At 69.8% G+C, this 17,345-nt stretch carries 15 protein-coding genes; 5 read left to right on the top strand and 10 right to left on the bottom strand.

Annotated elements, in window-relative coordinates:
• Positions 1–109: 109 nt before the first annotated feature.
• Positions 110–1,153 carry a phosphotransferase gene (locus tag FHU33_RS22530; protein WP_142027789.1) on the top strand — a complete coding sequence of 348 codons (1,044 nt, stop codon included), beginning with the start codon at positions 110–112 and terminating at the stop codon, positions 1,151–1,153.
• Positions 1,154–1,231: 78 nt separating this feature from the next.
• Here FHU33_RS22530 and FHU33_RS22525 read toward each other — a convergent pair whose 3' ends face one another.
• The 5 genes from FHU33_RS22525 to FHU33_RS25200 form a co-directional block, all read right to left on the bottom strand.
• A complete protein-coding gene (locus tag FHU33_RS22525) occupies positions 1,232–2,458 on the bottom strand; it encodes a YveK family protein (protein WP_142027788.1) in 1,227 nt (408 codons plus the stop codon).
• 118 nt (positions 2,459–2,576) lie between these two features.
• Positions 2,577–3,734, bottom strand: a complete 1,158-nt coding sequence (locus tag FHU33_RS22520; protein WP_142027787.1) for a hypothetical protein — start codon at positions 3,732–3,734, stop codon at positions 2,577–2,579.
• Positions 3,731–4,783: a glycosyltransferase family 2 protein gene (locus tag FHU33_RS22515; RefSeq protein ID WP_170182637.1), complete on the bottom strand. Its 1,053-nt coding sequence runs from the start codon at positions 4,781–4,783 to the stop codon at positions 3,731–3,733. The genes FHU33_RS22520 and FHU33_RS22515 overlap by 4 nt, the downstream gene beginning before the upstream one ends.
• A 40-nt stretch (positions 4,784–4,823) precedes the next feature.
• Positions 4,824–6,446: an oligosaccharide flippase family protein gene (locus tag FHU33_RS22510; protein ID WP_170182636.1), complete on the bottom strand. Its 1,623-nt coding sequence runs from the start codon at positions 6,444–6,446 to the stop codon at positions 4,824–4,826.
• Complete coding sequence (locus tag FHU33_RS25200; protein WP_170182635.1) at positions 6,443–6,595, bottom strand: hypothetical protein; 153 nt, start codon at positions 6,593–6,595, stop codon at positions 6,443–6,445. Before FHU33_RS25200 ends, FHU33_RS22510 begins: the two co-directional genes overlap by 4 nt.
• Positions 6,596–7,207: 612 nt before the next feature.
• On the opposite strand from FHU33_RS25200, the gene FHU33_RS25195 reads away from it, so the two are divergent.
• The 4 genes from FHU33_RS25195 to FHU33_RS22495 are packed head-to-tail and all read left to right on the top strand — an operon-like array spanning position 7,208 to position 11,082.
• The gene (locus FHU33_RS25195) at positions 7,208–7,891 is read left to right on the top strand and encodes a nucleoside/nucleotide kinase family protein (RefSeq protein WP_170182634.1); all 684 of its coding nucleotides are present in this window, start codon (positions 7,208–7,210) and stop codon (positions 7,889–7,891) included.
• On the top strand, positions 7,888–8,862 hold the full coding sequence (locus FHU33_RS22505; protein ID WP_170182633.1) for an NAD(P)-dependent oxidoreductase: 975 nt from the start codon (positions 7,888–7,890) through the stop codon (positions 8,860–8,862). The genes FHU33_RS25195 and FHU33_RS22505 overlap by 4 nt, the downstream gene beginning before the upstream one ends.
• Before the next feature lie 52 nt (positions 8,863–8,914).
• On the top strand, positions 8,915–9,811 hold the full coding sequence (locus FHU33_RS22500) for an isocitrate lyase/phosphoenolpyruvate mutase family protein (protein WP_142027783.1): 897 nt from the start codon (positions 8,915–8,917) through the stop codon (positions 9,809–9,811).
• Positions 9,808–11,082, top strand: coding sequence for a carboxylate--amine ligase (locus tag FHU33_RS22495; protein WP_211355330.1), 1,275 nt, complete (start codon positions 9,808–9,810; stop codon positions 11,080–11,082). The genes FHU33_RS22500 and FHU33_RS22495 overlap by 4 nt, the downstream gene beginning before the upstream one ends.
• A 14-nt stretch (positions 11,083–11,096) precedes the next feature.
• On the opposite strand, the gene FHU33_RS22490 is transcribed toward FHU33_RS22495, so the two are convergent.
• The 5 genes from FHU33_RS22490 to FHU33_RS22470 all read right to left on the bottom strand — a co-directional run bounded on the left by FHU33_RS22490 (position 11,097) and on the right by FHU33_RS22470 (position 17,331).
• Complete coding sequence (locus FHU33_RS22490; protein WP_142027782.1) at positions 11,097–12,425, bottom strand: alginate lyase family protein; 1,329 nt, start codon at positions 12,423–12,425, stop codon at positions 11,097–11,099.
• A gap of 466 nt (positions 12,426–12,891) precedes the next feature.
• Positions 12,892–14,310 carry a hypothetical protein gene (locus tag FHU33_RS25190; protein ID WP_170182632.1) on the bottom strand — a complete coding sequence of 473 codons (1,419 nt, stop codon included), beginning with the start codon at positions 14,308–14,310 and terminating at the stop codon, positions 12,892–12,894.
• A 1,063-nt stretch (positions 14,311–15,373) separates the two neighbouring features.
• Positions 15,374–16,411, bottom strand: a complete 1,038-nt coding sequence (locus FHU33_RS22480) for a PHP domain-containing protein (RefSeq protein WP_142028122.1) — start codon at positions 16,409–16,411, stop codon at positions 15,374–15,376.
• A 22-nt stretch (positions 16,412–16,433) separates the two neighbouring features.
• Complete coding sequence (locus tag FHU33_RS22475; RefSeq protein WP_142027780.1) at positions 16,434–16,982, bottom strand: DoxX family protein; 549 nt, start codon at positions 16,980–16,982, stop codon at positions 16,434–16,436.
• Between the two features lie 130 nt (positions 16,983–17,112).
• On the bottom strand, positions 17,113–17,331 hold the full coding sequence (locus FHU33_RS22470; RefSeq protein ID WP_142027779.1) for a hypothetical protein: 219 nt from the start codon (positions 17,329–17,331) through the stop codon (positions 17,113–17,115).
• Positions 17,332–17,345: the final 14 nt, after the last annotated feature.

Raw genomic sequence — 17,345 nt, 5'->3', positions numbered from 1 at the left:
CTCTGCACAATCCTCGGAGGATCGGTCGAGAGCCGTCGAGCGGGCGATCCTCGACCGCGTCGCGGAGCATGCCGACGACTGGTTCCCCGGAGCCGGCGCGCGCTCGACGGTGCGACTCCAGCGCCTGGTCCAGCGGCCTCGTGCCGTCCTCTACGGCGTGTACCTCGACGACGGATCGCAACTGCCGCGGGTGCTCGCGAAGGTCCGCCGAGGCTGGCCCGGTGACGACGGCGCCGAGCGAGGAGGCACACGACCGAGACTCGCGTCTGGCTCGCTGCCTCCCTCGGAGTCGACCGCCCTCGAGTACGCCGGACTCAGGGCCATCGAGACCATGTTCGGCGGCGCCGATCCCGGATTCAGCGTCGTCCGTCCGCTGCACCATCTGGTCCATGAGGACACCATCCTCATGGAGTACGTCGACGCCCCGACGCTGCGGGACCGTCTTCTCGCGGAGAGCCGGCTCTCGCCGCAGCATGTGCTGTCCCGCCACCGCAGCACGGAGGAGGCCTGGTGGAAGGCGGGAGCCTGGCTGCACCGGTTCCAGCGGGAGATGCCTCGTCAGGAGCTCCCTGCCCGGCAGCCGACCCGACACGACGTCGTCCACCAGTTCCTGGCCTACGACGAGTTCCTCACGACCCGACTCGGTCGACGCGCTCTCGGCGACGTGGCGCGCAGAGGGGCAGCTCTGGCCGAGCAGTTGCTGCCGGAACGGCTGCCCTCGGCCGTCGGTCACGGCGACTACGCCCCACGCAACATGTTCCTGGACCGAGCGGGCCGCCTGACTGTCTTCGACCCCATGCCACGGTGGGTGGTGCCGCGACATGAGGACCTCAGCCGCCTCCTCGTGGCGATCCGCCTACTCGGTGCTCAGTTGCACACCCGCGGGGCGGCGTACAGCCGAGGCGGACTCGACCGCCGGGAGCGGGCGGTCATCGAGGGCTACCGTGCCGAGGATCGGCTGTGGCTGCCGGAGCTCCGCTGCCATCAGCTGCTCATCACCCTGGACAAGTGGTCGGCGGCGGTCGATAGCGCACCTGCCGGATGGCGGGGGCGCCTGCGCGCGGCTTCGGTCGAGTGGGCGTCCGGGTTCCTGCGCCGGGAGTCACGACGGCTGCTCGAGCTGATCGAGTCGGACTCCGCTCGGACGACGTAGTCACGTCGGACGGTGACCGCCGTTGCTGCCCCGCCGGGTCCGGCCGGGACATGCGCCGGGCAGCGGTTCAGGAGCCCCTCAGCTCTTGTCGGCCAGCATTGCGGCTTCCCGGGGGTCCACGTCCTCGGTCACCTCGACGTGGGGCTTCGGCCTGGCCCGCGACCAGCGGCCCTTCTTGACGAGCAGTAGCCGGGCCTCCGCGCTGCCGCCCAGGTGCTCCACGACTGCGGCCTGCAGGGCAGCGCTGCGGATGCCCTCTCGGAAGACGAGGACGGTCGCGGTCAGTCGCGGTGGCTGGACGAGATCCAGTGGCTCGCTGCTGTCGACGATGGTGATGCGCGCTCGGCCGGTCCCGCGGGCCCCGTTCGAATCGCTAGGGGGTGCGCCGGCAGCGACCTCCAGCTCTGCGACCATCTCCTCGAGCTCGAACGTGCCGATGGAGCGAACGCCGTTCAGCTCCGGCACCGTGGGGCCGATCAGACGGACGTCACGGACGCGCACGAGAACTTTCGCCAGCGCTGCCGTGAGCTGCGCGCGAGCCCTTCTGTCACGGCGCTGACTGACCAGTACCAGCGTTGACGTGGATAGGTGGAGCAGGCGGCGGCACACCGGGACCAGGCCGGGGAACTCCTCGGGCGGCGCGTACACCCCGCGCCGCGTCCGGGGCACCTTCACCGTGCCGAGAACCGGAACCCCAGTTGCCTCCTCGGCATCCTCCGCCGCGATGATCGGCCGGCGGACGATGAGGAACAAGGACACCAGCGTGAGGGCGAGGAAGAGTCCGGCGACCAGTCCGATCGGAATGGCGATCAGGCTGCCGAGCCTGTCCTCCTCGACGGCGGGCGGCGTCGCCGGGCTCTGCAAGGCGAAGAGGCCCGCACCGACTCCCGTGGCGTTGAGCGCCGGGAGGAAGGCCTCGGTGGCGGTGTTGGCCAGATCGGCTGCGATCTGCGGGTCGACGTCGCGACCGACGACCCGGAAGACGATGGAGTCCTGCTCGGCGACCAAGGAGATCCGGTTCGGGACGATGTCATCGAACTCGTCGATGTCGGGAAACCGCGCTGCGACAGCTTCGGCGACCGCCCCGTTGTCGAAGACCGCCTCGCCGTACCGGGGGAGCGCGACGAGGTCCATGTCGAGAACTTGCGCGATGACCAGGGACTCCGCCTCGACGGGGGTCTCGAAGCGCGCCTCCGCGCGCGGCGCCACGACCGCCCCGAGAACGAGGCAAGCGAGGACCAGCCAGCGGTAGCGGCGCAGGCCCCAGCGCAACGCGCCGACGGCGTCGGTACCGGCCGCCCTCATCGACTCCTGCCCATCGCTGTCATGGCCCTGCCCCTGCAGCTCGTCGAATGGTCTTCGCAGCTAATCACGCCCGGAACGCCGGCACCACGAGTTGACCCGCGCATGGAACACGCCGGGCTCACCGCGCGGCCCGCAGCATCTGCTCGACGGGTTCGACCAGCGACTCGATATGCACGGGATACGGATGGCGCAGCAGATGCGCCGGCCGGTCGGAGAGGGTCTGCTCGAGCAGCCGGCGCTCGATCGCGGGCGCCTCTTCCACGACGGCGGCCCGGCGATCCGGGAACAGGAACCGGAACTGGCGGTAGAGCTGGAGGAAAGGGCTGCGTTCGTCCTCGAGTGAGGCCAGCATGCGGGCGGCGACCTGGGTGCCGGGAACCGGTTCGATGCTGACGTCGTCCCGGTCGTGGCTGACGACGAGCACGATGTGATCGAGGCGCCCGCGCAAGGCGATGGCGTCCGCACCGAAGAGGCGGGCCGGTGGAACCTGGACGTACGCCTGACGACGCAGCACCGGTGCGGTCCGCCGCAGCACCGAGGCGGGTAGTCCGGCGAGGGCGCCGGCCAGAGCTGTCGTCGACGACGCGATGGATGGCAGCGCGCCGAGCCGGGCCCTGGTGCTCCAGGGGAGCGTGGCACGCAGAGCAGGCAGCTGCGCCACGTGCCAGTGCCAGAGCCTGATCGGCTCCGGGACGCCGTACATGTTCCCGTCCGGGGTCAGATAGACCCATTCGTCACCGACGTAGTGGGCGCCTCGCGCGGCGAATGCAAGCAACGTCTCCGTCTTCCCGCCCTTCGCCCAGCCCGTGGCGAGCACGCCGGCTCCCCTATAGGTGAACGCGGAGGCGTGCAAGGGCAGGACCCCCTTGGCCAGGGCGGTCAGGTTGATGACGGCGAGCAGGTGCGGCACGGCACCGGCCCGCCGCTCGCACACGATGTCGCAGCGTCCGCCTACGGCATCCACCGGCAGCAGGGTGCGCGCGGCGACCCCGTCCCGTCCTCGGAGCACGAAGAAGTCGTCGCCTGCGGCGGCCGAATCCGGCCAGCCGGCGTAGGTGAGGCGACCCGGATCCGGAAGGCGGTCCACGAGTCTGACCGTGATGTCGGGGTCCCCGGTCAACGGGGCGGTCAGGGGTCCGATCTGGCGGGTGATCGTGTCGACGTCCTGCGCCCGTGGGTCGAGCAAGCGCAGCCCGACGATGCCATGCAGGTCGAAGTCCACGTGAGGTGCGATCACGTCGTCCACGGCTTCTTCGGCAGCCGGCACGGCCCTCACCGCGTCGTCCTGCGGGTAAGCAGCTCCACCGCGCGGGACCAGACGCCGATACCCCAGCCGATGTGCATCGCGAGGAACGCGGCCGGCACGAACGGCCGTGCTCGAGGGTCCTCCAGCGTGCGGGCAGTGGTCACCGAGGCGGCGGTCAGAGCGACGGCGTACGGGGCCACCATGGCCGCGGCCCGACCCGGCCTGCGCACCCCGACCGCAGCGGACGCGACGAGGTATGCGATGAGGAGCGGCGGCCCGAGGTGTCGTGGTTGCAGCGACCGGGGGTGCAGCAGTGCGACGTCCACCTTGCCGCGTCCGTAGCGGCGGTACTGGCGATAGAAGTCGCGCACCGACTCCTTGCTCTGCCAGGCGATCCGCAGCCGCGGATCGAAGAGCAGCCGGGCGCCGCTCCGGCGCAGCCGATAGTCGAACTCGAAGTCCTGGTTGGTCATGAGGCGCTCGTCCCAACCGCCGAGCCGGCGCACCAGCTCGGTGGGATAGGCACCGAACGGGATGTGGTCGACCTCCTGCTCCCTGATGCCGTGGTGGTAGACCGACCCACCGACCCCGAACCGGCTGCCGAGGGCCGCGGCGATGGCCCGACCGGGCGGGGTGGCGGCGCCGCCGTCCTTGCGGCCACCGACCCCACCCCAGCGTCCCTCGCGCAACCGGGCCACCGCCCCGCCCACGTACCCGGCATCGACCATCGAGTGGGCGTCCATCCGCACCAGCCACGGTCCGCGCGCCTGCGCGGTCGCGACGTTCAGGGCGACGGGGGTGATCTGCCGCGGGTTGTGCACCAGCTCGACCCGCGGGTCCTCAGCCATATGCCTCTGCACGACCGCCACCGTGCCGTCGGTCGACCCGCCGTCGGCGACGATGATCTGCAGGTTGCGGTAGTCCTGACCCCGGAGGGCATCGAGCGTCGCCCCGATGGAGCGCTCCTCGTTACGAGCCGGGATGATGACGCTGACCAGGTCCTCCGTCGCCTCCTGTGCGTCGGACACGGCTTCGCCCGGCCCGGGACGTGCCCGGCCGGCGTTCTTCGACAGCGTCACGGGAGCATCTCTTCCTTCGCAGATGGCGGATTCGTGCAGATCATGGGACGAGCAGCCGTAGGACCGGTACGCGGCGGAGCTCGGGAAACGTGTCGCCCAGCTCGATCGCCCGGCGGCTGACGACGAGTACGACGACGGAGGCGACGGCCACGGACGCCAGCCCCAGGACCAGTCCTGGGTCGACCAGCACCTGGAACGCCCACAGCGCGGCGGCAGAGCACAGAATCACCAGGTAGCAGAGTGCGCAACGGCGGTCGATGAACGAGGTGCCCAGGGCGCGTCGCAGCGCCCACTGGTTGACCACGTTCTGCAGGACGAGGGCGCTCAGGTTCGCGATGGCTATGCCGACCGCCGCGTATCGCTGGACGAGCAGCAGGCTGAGAGCAACGTTGAACACCGCCGTGACGGTGTTGACGCCGACGAGGAACCGGATGCGCCCGCAGATCTGGAGGGCATAGGTGTTGAAGCCCAGCACGACGCTGAAGTAGTAGCCCGCGGACAGCAGCGCGAGGACGAGCCCGGAATCGGCGTAGGCCTCTCCGAACAACAGGACGGTGGTGTCCTCCGCCATGGGCCCGGTCAGCCCGAACACCGGGAACGTCAGGACTGCGACGAAGGCGCCGGTCTGCCAGTAGGTCCGGCGGAGACCGTCGATGTCCGACCGCGCGAACAACCGAGCGGCGAGCGGCAGGAACATCGGGACGAAGGCATGGAGGACCGCAGTGTTCAGGCGGGCCGGGTTGAAGACTGCGCGGTAGCCGGCCACCTCGGCGGCCGAGTGGTAGTAGGCGAGGATGAAGACGCCGCCGACGGTCAGCGACAGGGTGAGCAGCTCGCCGGTGATCAACGGCAGGGAGAACGAGAAGACCGCCCGGTACGGCAGGACGACTCGGCGGAGTCGCAGGTGCCGGAGGAGGTCGCGTTCGCGCAGTACCTGGGCGAACAGCGTCACGTTCAGGGCCAGTCCCACGACGCCCGCGGCCACGTAGCCGATGGCGAGGAAGGTCACGGACGAGCCGGTCAGGGCGAGGATCAGCACGACCGCGAGCCGCAGGGACGGCGTGAGCAGGTACTTGCGGAAGAAGATCGCGCGGGGCTTGCTGAAGGCCGCGAAGAGTGAGACGAAGACCTGGTCGAATGCCTCCAGCGGAGCCAGGAAGACCAGGATGAGCACGACCTTCACGGTCGCCGGGTCGCTCACCGCCGAACCGACCAGGGCGTCGGCCAGCATGAAGAGGGCGACGAGCGAGACCGTGCTGGTCAGCAGGATCGTCCCCGCGGCGAGGATCATGCTGCCGAACATCCGATCGTAGTCGCGCTCCTCCTCGTACTTGGCGGTGAACCGGCTGAGCAGCTTGCCCTGACCGAGGGAGAGCAGCAGCCGTCCGGCCGAGGCGATCGCCAGCGCGTAGCCGAAGGCGCCGAAGTCGCTCATCGTCAGCGCACGCACCAGCACGATCTGCGTCGTCGTGGTGAGAAGCAGGGCGAGGATGCGACCCACCACGAGGAGCGTCGATCCCCGGACCTGGGTGCGGCGCATCTCGCCGGTGTCGGCGACGCCTCCGGCTACGCCGGGCGCGTCGTCGGGCGCCGCCGCCATGGGAGGCGGGCCGTCGTCCGGGCGAGGACCCTGGTCGGCCGGCAGGCGACGAGACCCGCTCATCGGACGGCCACCCCGGTGCAGCAGGGCAGGGCGCACCCGCCGGTGAGCGGCTCCGGGGCCCCGATCCGCCGCACGCCGTGCCCGTTCATCACCCCGTCGTCGGCAGGAGTGTCCCGCCGGGCACCGAGGGGGCGATCGACGACGGGCATGGCGCTGACGATCACGCGGTTCCCATCCGGCCGCTACCCAAAGCCGCTCGTCTCCTTCATGAGGCCAGCCCGTTCCCGTGTCGCACGGAGCCGCGACGTTAGCGCTTCGTGTGATGCCGTGGCAGGCCATGTCCTCGGGCACGACGGATCGCTCCGTCTCGACCACGACAGATCCTTCCGCGCTCAGGCCGGCGGCGGGGACGAATCATTCCCACGGCGGACACGGTCGCGGGGGTCCGCGGACCACCGTCCGGGGGCTGCGCCTCCGTCCCGGGGGCACGCCTGGTTCGACGGGCGCCCGGTCCGGTGATCATTCGTCTGGACGGTTGCGGTCGGTAACGCCTACTGTCCCCCGGACACTGACCGTGTCGGACATTGGACCGGTCAGTGCTCTGTCGTTCGAGCCGGACCCCGGTGAGAGCAATTGCCGGGAAGCCATATCAGCGACCGAGGGAAGCGGAACGGTCTGTGACCGACGTACACGTGTGAACGCCGACGGGGATCGAGAGCCGAGGTCACCCCCGCAATGCCGAAGGGGACGCTGAGCATGCAGCTCGCTGGATACGCCTGCATGGGCCGCGCGGCCGGCACGGCTGCCGCTCGGGTCCTTGCATGATCAGCGTTGCGATCATCGGCCCGGACGGCGCAGGCAAGAGCACCATCACCGCGCTGCTCGAGCGTGAACCGATGCCGGCGCCGGTGAAGCGCATCTACATGGGCGTCAATCTCGAGGCGAGCGGCCTGATGCTGCCCACCACCCGGCTGGCACTCGCCGTCAAGAAGGCCCGTGGCCGTCGTCCTGACATGGTGGCTCCTTCGGAGCAGGTCCCGCCGGCGACCGGCAACCCGGTCCGGCGAGTCCTCAAGGGCATCGCTCGGGGGGCCCGGCTGCTGATGTGGCTGGCCGAGGAGTGGTTCCGTCAGACGGTCGCCCAGTACCACCGGAGGCGCGGCTCGATCGTGGTGTTCGACCGCCACTTCTACGCCGACTACTACCACTTCGACATCGCAACGGAAGGCCGTCGATCAGCCACCTCGCGCGTCCACGGCTTCCTTCTGAAGCACGTCTATCCGAAGCCGGACCTCGTGATCTGCCTCGATGCGCCCGGTCAGGTGCTCTTCGACCGCAAGCACGAAGCGAGCGTGGAATGGCTGGAGCGCCGACGTGGGCAGTACCTGCAGTTCGCTCACATGCTTCCGCATTCCGAGGTGGTCGACGCCGACCGCCCGCTGGATGCCGTCGCCAAGGACGTAGCAACCGTCATCACCGAATTCTTCGAGAAGAGGCGCACGTGAAGATCCTCCTCGCCAGCTCGATCGACCCAGCCGCGATTGACGCGCTCGAGCGTGACCACGACGTGGTGCGGGCGTTCAATGCGTCCGAGGAAGAGCTAGCCACGCTCGTAGCCGACCGCGAGGCGGTGATCTTCCGCAGCGGCGTCACGATCTCGGCGCAGGTCCTCGACTCCGCCCCGAACCTGGCCCTGCTGGTGCGGGCCGGATCCGGTCTGGACAACATCGACCTTCCCTACGCCTTCGAGCGCGGCGTCCAGGTCGTGCGGGTACCCGGTTCGTCGGCACAGCCGGTTGCCGAGCTGACCTTCGCGCTGCTGCTCAGCCTGGCCCGGAAGGTCACCTTGGCCGATCGCCTGCTCCGCGAGGGCCACTGGCCGAAGGCCGAGCTGGGCGGGCCGCTCCTGGCCGGCAAGACCATCGGCATCGTCGGGGCGGGTCGCATCGGTAGCCGCGTCGGCGAGATGGGGGCCGCGTGGGGGATGCGCGCCATCGGCTGTGTCGACAATCCACATGCGGGGGTGCAGGCTGCTCTGGCGGATCGGGGCATCAGCCTCACCGACTTCGACACGGTGGTCGCCGAGTCCGACTTCCTGTGCCTGCACGTCCCGCTCGACGAACGCACCCACCACATGATCGGCGCGGACGTCCTGTCGCGCATGAAGGAGCGGTCGTTCCTGGTCAACGTGGCTCGGGGCGGCGTCGTGGACGAGCAGGCCCTGCTCACCGAGCTCAGGGAGGGTGGGCGGGTTCTGGGGGCCGCCTTGGACGTACACGAGCGCGAAGGGGAGGGAGTGCTGTCCCCCCTCGCCGCTCTGCCCAACGTCGTCCTCAGCCCGCACATCGGCGCAATGGCATGGGACTCCCAGCGGCTCATCGGCGAACGGGTCGTCGAGTTGCTCCGCGCGCACGAGCAGGGCTGCCTCGACCAGCAGCTGCACCCGGAGGAGATCGTGGCCGGGACCGCCCCGTGACCCTGGCCGCACCTCGATCACCCGGAACAACCACCAGCGGAAGAAGGATCTGATGCGACTCAATCGTGCTGAGAAGAAGCGCGCCGCGATGCGCGCCGGGCTCGCGGCCGACAAGCCGTACGTGGCGGTGGGGGCACACGATGCCATGAGCTCCCAGCTCATCGAGGCCTACGGCTTCGACGCGGTGTGGGTGAGCGGCTTCGGCGTCGCCACGATGACCCATGCACTGCCGGACCTGAACCTGACGACCATGACGGAGACTCTGGCGGCAGCCGTCCGTATCGACGGCGCGACCGACCTGCCGGTCCTAGCCGACTGCGACAACGGATTCGGCGGCCTGACCAACGTCGTGCGCACCGTCGTCGAGTTCGAGCGGAGCGGTATCGCCGGCATCTGCATCGAGGACAACCTCTTCCCCAAGAGGAACAGCCTCTACACCGGGGACTCCAGGCGAGAGCTCATCCCCGCCGATGAGCAGGCGCGCCGGATCCGGGCGGGCAAGCAGGCGCAGGAGACCGACTCGTTCGTCCTGGTCGCCCGTGTGGAGGCGCTGATCGCCGGTCATGGCATCGAGGCGGCATGCGAACGGGCCGACGCCTACGTCGAGGCCGGCGCCGATGCCATCCTGATCCACTCGAAGGACAAGTCGCTGCGCGAGATCGAAGGGTTCCTCGGTACCTGGGGAGGTCTGGGCAAGACCCCGCTGGTGGCCGTGCCGACGCTCTTCCCCGACTACACCGACCAGGAGCTCCACGAGAAGGGCTTCCAGATGGTTATCCTCGCCAACCACCCGATGCGGGCAGCTGTCCAGGCCATGGAGGACACGCTGGGCATCCTCCGGTCCGAGCGCAAGGCTGCCGCGGTCGATCCGCACATCGCGGCGGTCGACCACATCTTCGAGCTCGTCAAGACCAAGGAGACGATCGCGCTCGAGGAGTCCGGAGGTTGATCTCCGGTTCGGTCACGGGGACGGTGGCGCGCGAGGTGACCGGGCCGACAGCCGTCGTCATCGGTCTGGACACGATCACCGGTCTGCAGACCGCACGCATCCTGGCGGCGCGAGGTGTGCCGGTCGTCGGGCTGACCAACGACCGGCGGCACTACGCGTCGAGGACCCGCGCGTGCCGGCAGATCGTCCAGGCCGATCTCGGCAGCGAGAACCTCATCGATTCGCTCCTGCGCCTGGGGCCCCAGCTCGACGGGCGGGCGGCGCTCATCCCGTGCACGGATCTGACGGTCCTGATGATCTCGAGCCATCGTGACCGGCTCATTCCCTGGTTCCACATCGCACTACCCGACCACGCCGTGGTCGAGATGCTCATGGACAAGGTCGCCTTCCTGCGCCATGCGCAGGAGAACGGCTTGCCCGTTCCGGCCACTGTGATCATCGAGAACCGCGGCGACGCCGAGCACGCGGCACGGACCTTGAGCTACCCGGCGGTGCTCAAGCCGCCGATGAAGTCCGCGGCCTGGCAGTCGCAGACGAAGGAAAGGGCGTTCCAGCTGGCCAACGGCGAAGAACTGCTCGCTGTCTACGACCGGGTGGCCCCGTGGTCGGAGCGGTTCATCGCCCAGGAGTGGATCGACGGCGGAGTGGACGCCCTCTTCTCATGCAACGTCTACTTCGACCAGGCCTCGCGCCCTCGCGCCACCTTCGTCGCGCGGAAGCTGCGTCAATGGCCGCCGCACACCGGGACCAGCAGCCTCGGTGAGGAGTGCCGGAACGACGTCGTCCTCGACGAGACGGTGCGCCTGTTCGCCGGGCTCGGCTACCGGGGCCTCGGGTACGTCGAGATGAAGCGGGACGCGCGAACTGGCCGGCACCTGATCGTCGAGCCGAACATCGGCCGGCCGACGGGCCGTTCGGCCATCGCGGAGGGCGGTGGCGTCGAACTGCTCTACACCGCCTACTGCGACATGGTCGGGTTGCCGCTGCCGTCGGCCAGGGAGCAGCGATACGGGGGGGCGAAGTGGATCGACGATCGCCGGGACATGCAGTCGGCTCTCTACTTCCTCAGACGCGGTGAGCTGACGCCGGGGGAGTGGCTCCGCTCCGTGCGCGGGCCGAAGACACACGCCGTGCTCTCGCGGTCGGATCCGGCACCGTTCCTCCACGAATTGCTGCAGTCGACGCGCAAGGCGCTGGGCAGGCTCACGATGCTGTCCGGGGGGCGGGTCCGGGAGCGCCGAACGGCTCTCCGGGCGCGACGGTCCGGCTGAGGGCGGCGGATTCCTCAGCGCCTCGAACGTCGGATGAACAGGATCGCCAGGGTCAGCAGCAGGCCGCCGCTGACGACGATGACCGCGACGAGCCAGAGCCCTGGGCCGGAGGAGGCCGGGGGTTCCGGGTCAGGGGCAGGAGCGCTGTCCGTCCGGCTCTCCGGCACGGGAGCCCCTTCATTCTGCGCCCACCAGTCGGCGAAGCCGAAGTTCGTCGACGTCGCCTGCGGTGCGTTCCCCGGGAAGTCGACGCCGTAGGCAGCCTCGATGACCGGAATCTGCCAGCGGAAGCCGTCGTAGGGTGGCTGGTCGTTCGCGTACTTCCACTCCATCTGCCGCAGCGCTGCCTGATCACCCCACGCCCACGCGTCTTCCCCCTGCTGCGCCAGCATCCAGAACGTCAATGTCATGCCGTCGGTGGCGCCATGGATGTAGTTGGTCTCGCAGGGCGGCCATGAGTACTCGCCACAGCGTTCCTGGTCTTCGGGAAGGACTCCGTCGATGCTGTTGCCGTCACGGGCGCACCCGGCGGCGTTGATGCCCGCGGGACGATCGGGATCGCACTGCCAGTCGGTGCCCGTCCACCTCCGGGTCTCGTGCGAGTAGTCGGGGTCACCGGTGGCCCACCCGTACCAGATGTCGCGCGCGGCCTCGAGTTCCTCCTCATCGCCCAGGTACAGCGCCGCGGCGACCCGTGTCGCCCCGGCGTGCGTGCCGTAGTTGTTGGGCTTCCTGTTGTGGTTCGAGACGACCGACCCGCCACCTCCACCGCCCTCGTAGTCGAAGCGGATCTCGTCGGCCAGCCACGTCCGGAATCGGGCGTCCAGCTCGGGGTCGAACGACGCCAGGTCGATCAGGTCGGCGCTGATGATGTAGGTCTGCAGCTGGCGCAGCGTAGCCAGCAGGTCGCCGTCGTTGCGGGGCTCGGTCATGATCCGCTCGACGTTGTCGCGGACGAAGGTTTTGTACGCCGCGTTGTCCAGGCGGGCTCCCGCGAGGGCGTGGGCCAGCACGTCCTTGTTCGCGTCGTCCCGCTCGCCGAGGATGTAGGACCCGCCGTAGGGGTCCTCGACTCGCGCCATGATGGCGTCCCAGCCGGGTCCGGACGTCGGCAGCTCCATCAACTCGGCCTGCGACAGCAGGATGCCCTCGCCCCCGGATGGAGGTGCTTCGGCACCGCCGTCGTCCGGGCTCGGCTGCACCCGCTCGACCGCGACGCCGATGCCATGGACCGCAACGCCGTCGTTCCCGCTGTGCTGGGGATCGGTCTCGTCAGCGGTGATGATGTGGCTCGCCGCGGCGGGAATGACGACGGGACCCGAGGCGTCGATGGAACCGGCCATGGGAAGGGCGACGGCGGGCGCGACGACGAGGGCCGCACAGAGCCGCCGGACCCGAGCTGTCAGGAGACGATCTCCGCTCCCGGGAAGGAGTCCGCGGCGGCGGTCAGCCAATGGTTCCGCTCACGGGTCCGTCGTTACTCGGGCGCGCGTCCGCCGTGCGGCTCGGCGCGGCGTCGTACGACAGCATCGCTGGACCTCCGGGATCGCGTCGGTGCGTCGAAGCCCTCGGCCGCCGAGAGCTGATCGGCGGTCTCGCAGCGCCAGCCACGGTAACGCACACCCCTGGGCGGAGGGGTTGTCCTGGTTCTCGCCGGGCATGGAGAGCCGCCTGGTGAGGCACCGCGACAGCGATGGTGCCGGGATCGTCGCCAGGCAACCGGCACGCGCCCATGCCAAGCCCCCGACGCGATCCGCCGGTCACACCGCGAGGGTGTGACCGGCGGATGGTCCTATGCGCCGGGGTTGGTCACTGGGCCCACCAGTCGGCGAAGCCGAAGTTTGTCGACGTCGCATCGGCGGTGTTTCCGGCGAAGTCGACGCCGTAGGCGGCCTCGATGACGGGGATCTGCCAGCGGAATCCGCTGTAGGGAGCCTGCCCGTTCGCGTACTTCCACTGCATCTGCCGCAGCGCGGCGTGGTCGCCCCACGCCCACGGGTCCTCGCCCTGCCGGGCAAGCATCCAGAAGGCAAGGGTCATGCCGTCGGTGGCGCCGTGGATGTAGTTGGTCTCGCACGGGGTCCGGGAGAACTCGCCGCAGCGCACCTGATCCTCGGGGATGACCCCGTCGAGGCTCTGGCCGTCCCGGGCGCAGCCGGCACCGTTGATGCCCGCGGGACGGTTCGGGTCGCACTGCCAGCTGGTGCCCGTCCACTTCCTGGTCGTGTGGGAGTAAGCGGGATCCCCGGTGGCCCATCCGTACCAGACGTCCCGGGCGGCCTGCAGCTCGGCGTCGTCACCGAGGTAGATGGCTGCGGCGACACGCGTGGCGCCGGCGTGCGTGCCGTAGTTGTTCGGCTTCTTGTCGTGATTGGAGATGACCGACCCGCCACCGCCGCCCCCGCTGTAGCTGAAACGGACCTCCGCGGCCAGCCAGGTGCGGAACCGTGCGTCGAGCGCCGGGTCGAACGAGGCAAGGTCGATCAGGTCGGCGCTGACGACATACGTCTGCAGCTGGCGCAACGTGGCCAGCAGGTCGCCGTCGTTGCGCGGCGCGGTCATGATCCGCTCGACCTTGTCGCGGACGAAGCCCTTGTAGGCATCGTTGTCCAGGCGGGCGCCGGCGAGGGCGTGGGCCAGCACGTCCTTGTTCGCGTCCTCCCGCGTCCCGAGGGTGTAGGAGCCGCCGTACGGCTTTGCGACCCGTGCCATGATCGCGTCCCAGCCGGGGCCGGACGTCGGCAGCGCCATCAACTCGGCCGGGGACAGCAGGATGCCCTCGCTGCTGGAGGAGCCGGTCCTGGCGAGGCCGGTCCTGGCGGAGCCTGCCGTCGCGGGGGCGGACCCGACGCTGTCCGCACCCTGTTCGGCGGTCGGTGCCGGACCTCTGGTCGGGTCCGCGCTGCCCGTCTTCCGTGCCCCACCGGCGGTGCTCGGCGCCGTAGCGGTGGTACTCCGCGCCGTCTCACGCGCGTCGTCGGCGCGACGGCTGCTCGACGTCGCAGCGCTGCTCGACACCCGCTGTCCGGCGGCCTTCCGGGCGGTTCCGCGGGCCTCGACCGGGGTGGCCTTCACCGCGCGGCCGCGGAGCGAATCGGTGGTCGACTTGGAGAACCACTCCGCCCACCACCACGTCCTGAAGTGCGAGGCGGACTCGAGGCCACCCTGCGTCACGGCGTCCCGCCCGCCGAGAAGCCCAGGCGGAGCCAGCACGACGGCCAGCGCCAAGCAGGCGAGCATGGCGGTCAGAGGGACGCGATAGTGACGCTTCGGGGCGGGGCGACCAGCGGCGCGGGAGGAGTGACGGGGGCGATGGGAACGGTGGCGCACGAGGACCTCACGGAGTTTCATCACAGATTGTTATCGGATGAAGACTACGTGCTTGTAATACGACAGGGGGAAGTCAAAGTGACGCATGTCATAAATCCGATACTGCGTTCGCCTTGAGCGGGCGCGAGGAGCGGCTCGGGTGCCGATGAGTCCGGGTTGTCCGCTCCCGTGACCATGTGCCGACAGATCGGGTTGACGGGCATGTGCGCGAAGGCGCAGGTCCGGCTCGTGTCGTCCCACGTGCTGACTCGGCCGCTGAACCCAGCCGAGCAACGCGGCCCGCGCGCTCAGCTGTAGGGGGCGAGCGCGTTGTCGACGGCGCGGCGACCGATCTCGCCGGTGAACCCGGGGCGGGGCGCCTGCTCCGGCTCCTTCAGTCAGGCTAGGTAAGAAGCGCGCGACCGGTAGAGATGCTCACGGTCGGTTACAGTCCAGCTACGGTGGCTTGGTCGGTGTCGAACTCGCGGTGCACCCTGCCCGCCCTGTGGCCCTCCGGGTCGCCGCACGGTCCCCGGACCGTCCATGGAGCGAGGTCGTCGCTGCCGGAATCGCTCCGTTCGGCGGTCCGGATCATGCCTGCGATCAGAAGCCCAACGACGCCCGAGGTCACCAGCCAGCCGGTGAGGAGGATCCCCGTCGCGCTCATGGTCGAGTAGTAGCGGCGGAGGCTGAATGAGCGGTTAACGCGCGGGTGCAGGAGGGTGCACCTTCGACGTCGCTTCGTCCTGACGATGCGGTGGCGCTGTACTGGTGCGGGCCGGCTCTGCGTCGACGCACGGACCAGGACGGTCCTCCTGTCGCTCTCGCGCGCCCCGCCTGCCGGTCGCCTGCATCGAGCTCGAGTGGGATCGTCGCCATCCGGGCACGCCGTCCACGACCATGATCACCACGCATCGGTGGCCGGATCCACTCAGCGGACAGCCCCGACTTCATGTTGATCGTGGAACGCCTGTCGGTCGGGTCAGGGCCGCGTATGCGCCAGCAACTCTTCGACGGTCCGGGTGTTGATCACGCGCTCGACCGGCACCCCGCACTCGATGGCCCGCTCGCAGCCGTTGCCCTGCCAGTCGAGCTGACCCGGGGCGTGCGCATCGGTGTCGATGGCGAACTCGCAGCCGAGCTCGTTGGCCAGCGAGAGCAGCCGGCGCGGCGGGTCGAGCCGCTCGGGGCGGGAGTTGATCTCCACGGCGGTGCCGAACTCGACGCAGGCGCTGAACACGGCCTCGGCGTCGAACTGGCTCTCCGGCCGGGGCTTCTGGGTGCCGTTGCGCTGCCGGCGGCCGATGACCAGCCGGCCGGTGCAGTGGCCCAGGACGTCGGTGTGCGGGTTGGCGACGGCGGTCAGCATCCGCGCCGTCATGGCCTTCGCGTCGGCCCGCAGGTCGGAGTGCACGCTGGCGACGACGACGTCGAGCCGGTCGAGCAGCTCGTCGGACTGGTCGAGGCTGCCGTCGACGTTGATGTCGCACTCGATGCCGGTGAGGATCCGGAACGGCGCGAGCTCCTCGTTGAGCTCGGCGACGACGTCGAGCTGCTTCTCCAGCCGCGCCGCGGTGAGCCCGTTGGCAACCGTCAGCCGGGGGGAGTGGTCGGTGAGCGCCATGTACTCGTGGCCCAGCGCGATCGCGGCCTCGGCCATCTCGCGGATCGGGCTGCCGCCGTCGGACCAGTCGGAGTGCAGGTGGAGGTCGCCGCGCAGGGCGGCCCGGAAGTCGGCGACGTCGTCGGCCATCGGGACCAGCTCGGCGTACTGCTGCTCGAGTGCCGTCAGGTAGTCGGGGACCTGGCCCTTGTGCGCCTGCACGACGACCGCCGCCGTCTTCGGCCCGACGCCCTTGAGGTCCTTGAGCGTGTTCGTGGCGATCTTGAGGTCGAGCTGCTCGTCGGTCAGCCCGTCGACCACGGCGGCGGCCGTGCGGAAGGCCTGGACCCGGTAGCTGGGCTCGCGGGCGCGCTCCAGGAGGAAGGCGATTCTCCGGAGCGCGTCCGCGGGCGGCAGGGGTGTGCTCAGCGCGACCCCCTCAGCGCTTGGCCTTCTTGGCGCGCTTCTGGGCCTGCTTCTGCGCCTTGGCGGCGCGCTTCTGGGCCTTCTCGAAGCTCTTCTCGGTGCTGTTCGCGGCCTTCTCGGCGGCACGACGGGCGCGGTAGCCGACCGACGGCCTGCCCTCGGTGTCGACGGCGGCCAGCAGCAGGCCGCCGAGCAGGCCGGTGTTCTTGAGGAAGTTCGAGATCTGGCCGAACTGCTCGGTCGGGTCGTCGTGCTCCCAGAACCGGTGCCCGGCCAGCGTGGTCGGCACGATGGAGACCGAGAGCACGAGCGCGGTCAGCCGCGGCAGCTTGCCGAGCGCGAAGAGCGAACCGGCGACCACCTTGACGGCAGCGTCGGCCTGCACCCACTGCTGGACGTCGCGAGGCACCTGGACCGGCAACTGCTTGTCGGCCGTCTCGGCGATCTTCTCTACGACCGGGGTGGCTCCTGCGACGCGGTCCTCCGGCTTGCGCAGGGTGCTGACGCCCCCGAAGACGAACGGGGCGGCGAGCAAGGGCCGGGCGATCCGGCGAACCAGCATGGTGTCCTCTTTCCCTCGGTACCTGGCGTGCGGCGAGGCGTGCACTGCCCACAAGATCGCTGGGGCAATCCCTGGACTGACCGTAGCGATCTTCACCGGCGGCCGCCCGGTCAGTGATCGCCGTCCGGTGTCAGCGGGGCGTCCTCCCCGATCTCACCGTGAGCAGCAGCAGGGCGAGGACGGCCACGACCCAGCCGCCGACCACGAGGAGGTCGCCGGAGTGCAGGCCGTGGGTCCTCGTCACCTCCACGACGACCGGGCTCTCGGTCTCGTACTCCGCCCCGACCAGCAGGAGTGCGAAGGCGGACAGGACCGCTCCCGTCACCAGGGCGCACGACCAGCGGAGCACGTCCGGACGCTAGC

It is taken from the genome of Blastococcus colisei (genome assembly GCF_006717095.1).
Lineage (GTDB): Bacteria > Actinomycetota > Actinomycetes > Mycobacteriales > Geodermatophilaceae > Blastococcus_B > Blastococcus_B colisei.
This window is presented reverse-complemented; position numbering and strand designations above follow the sequence as displayed.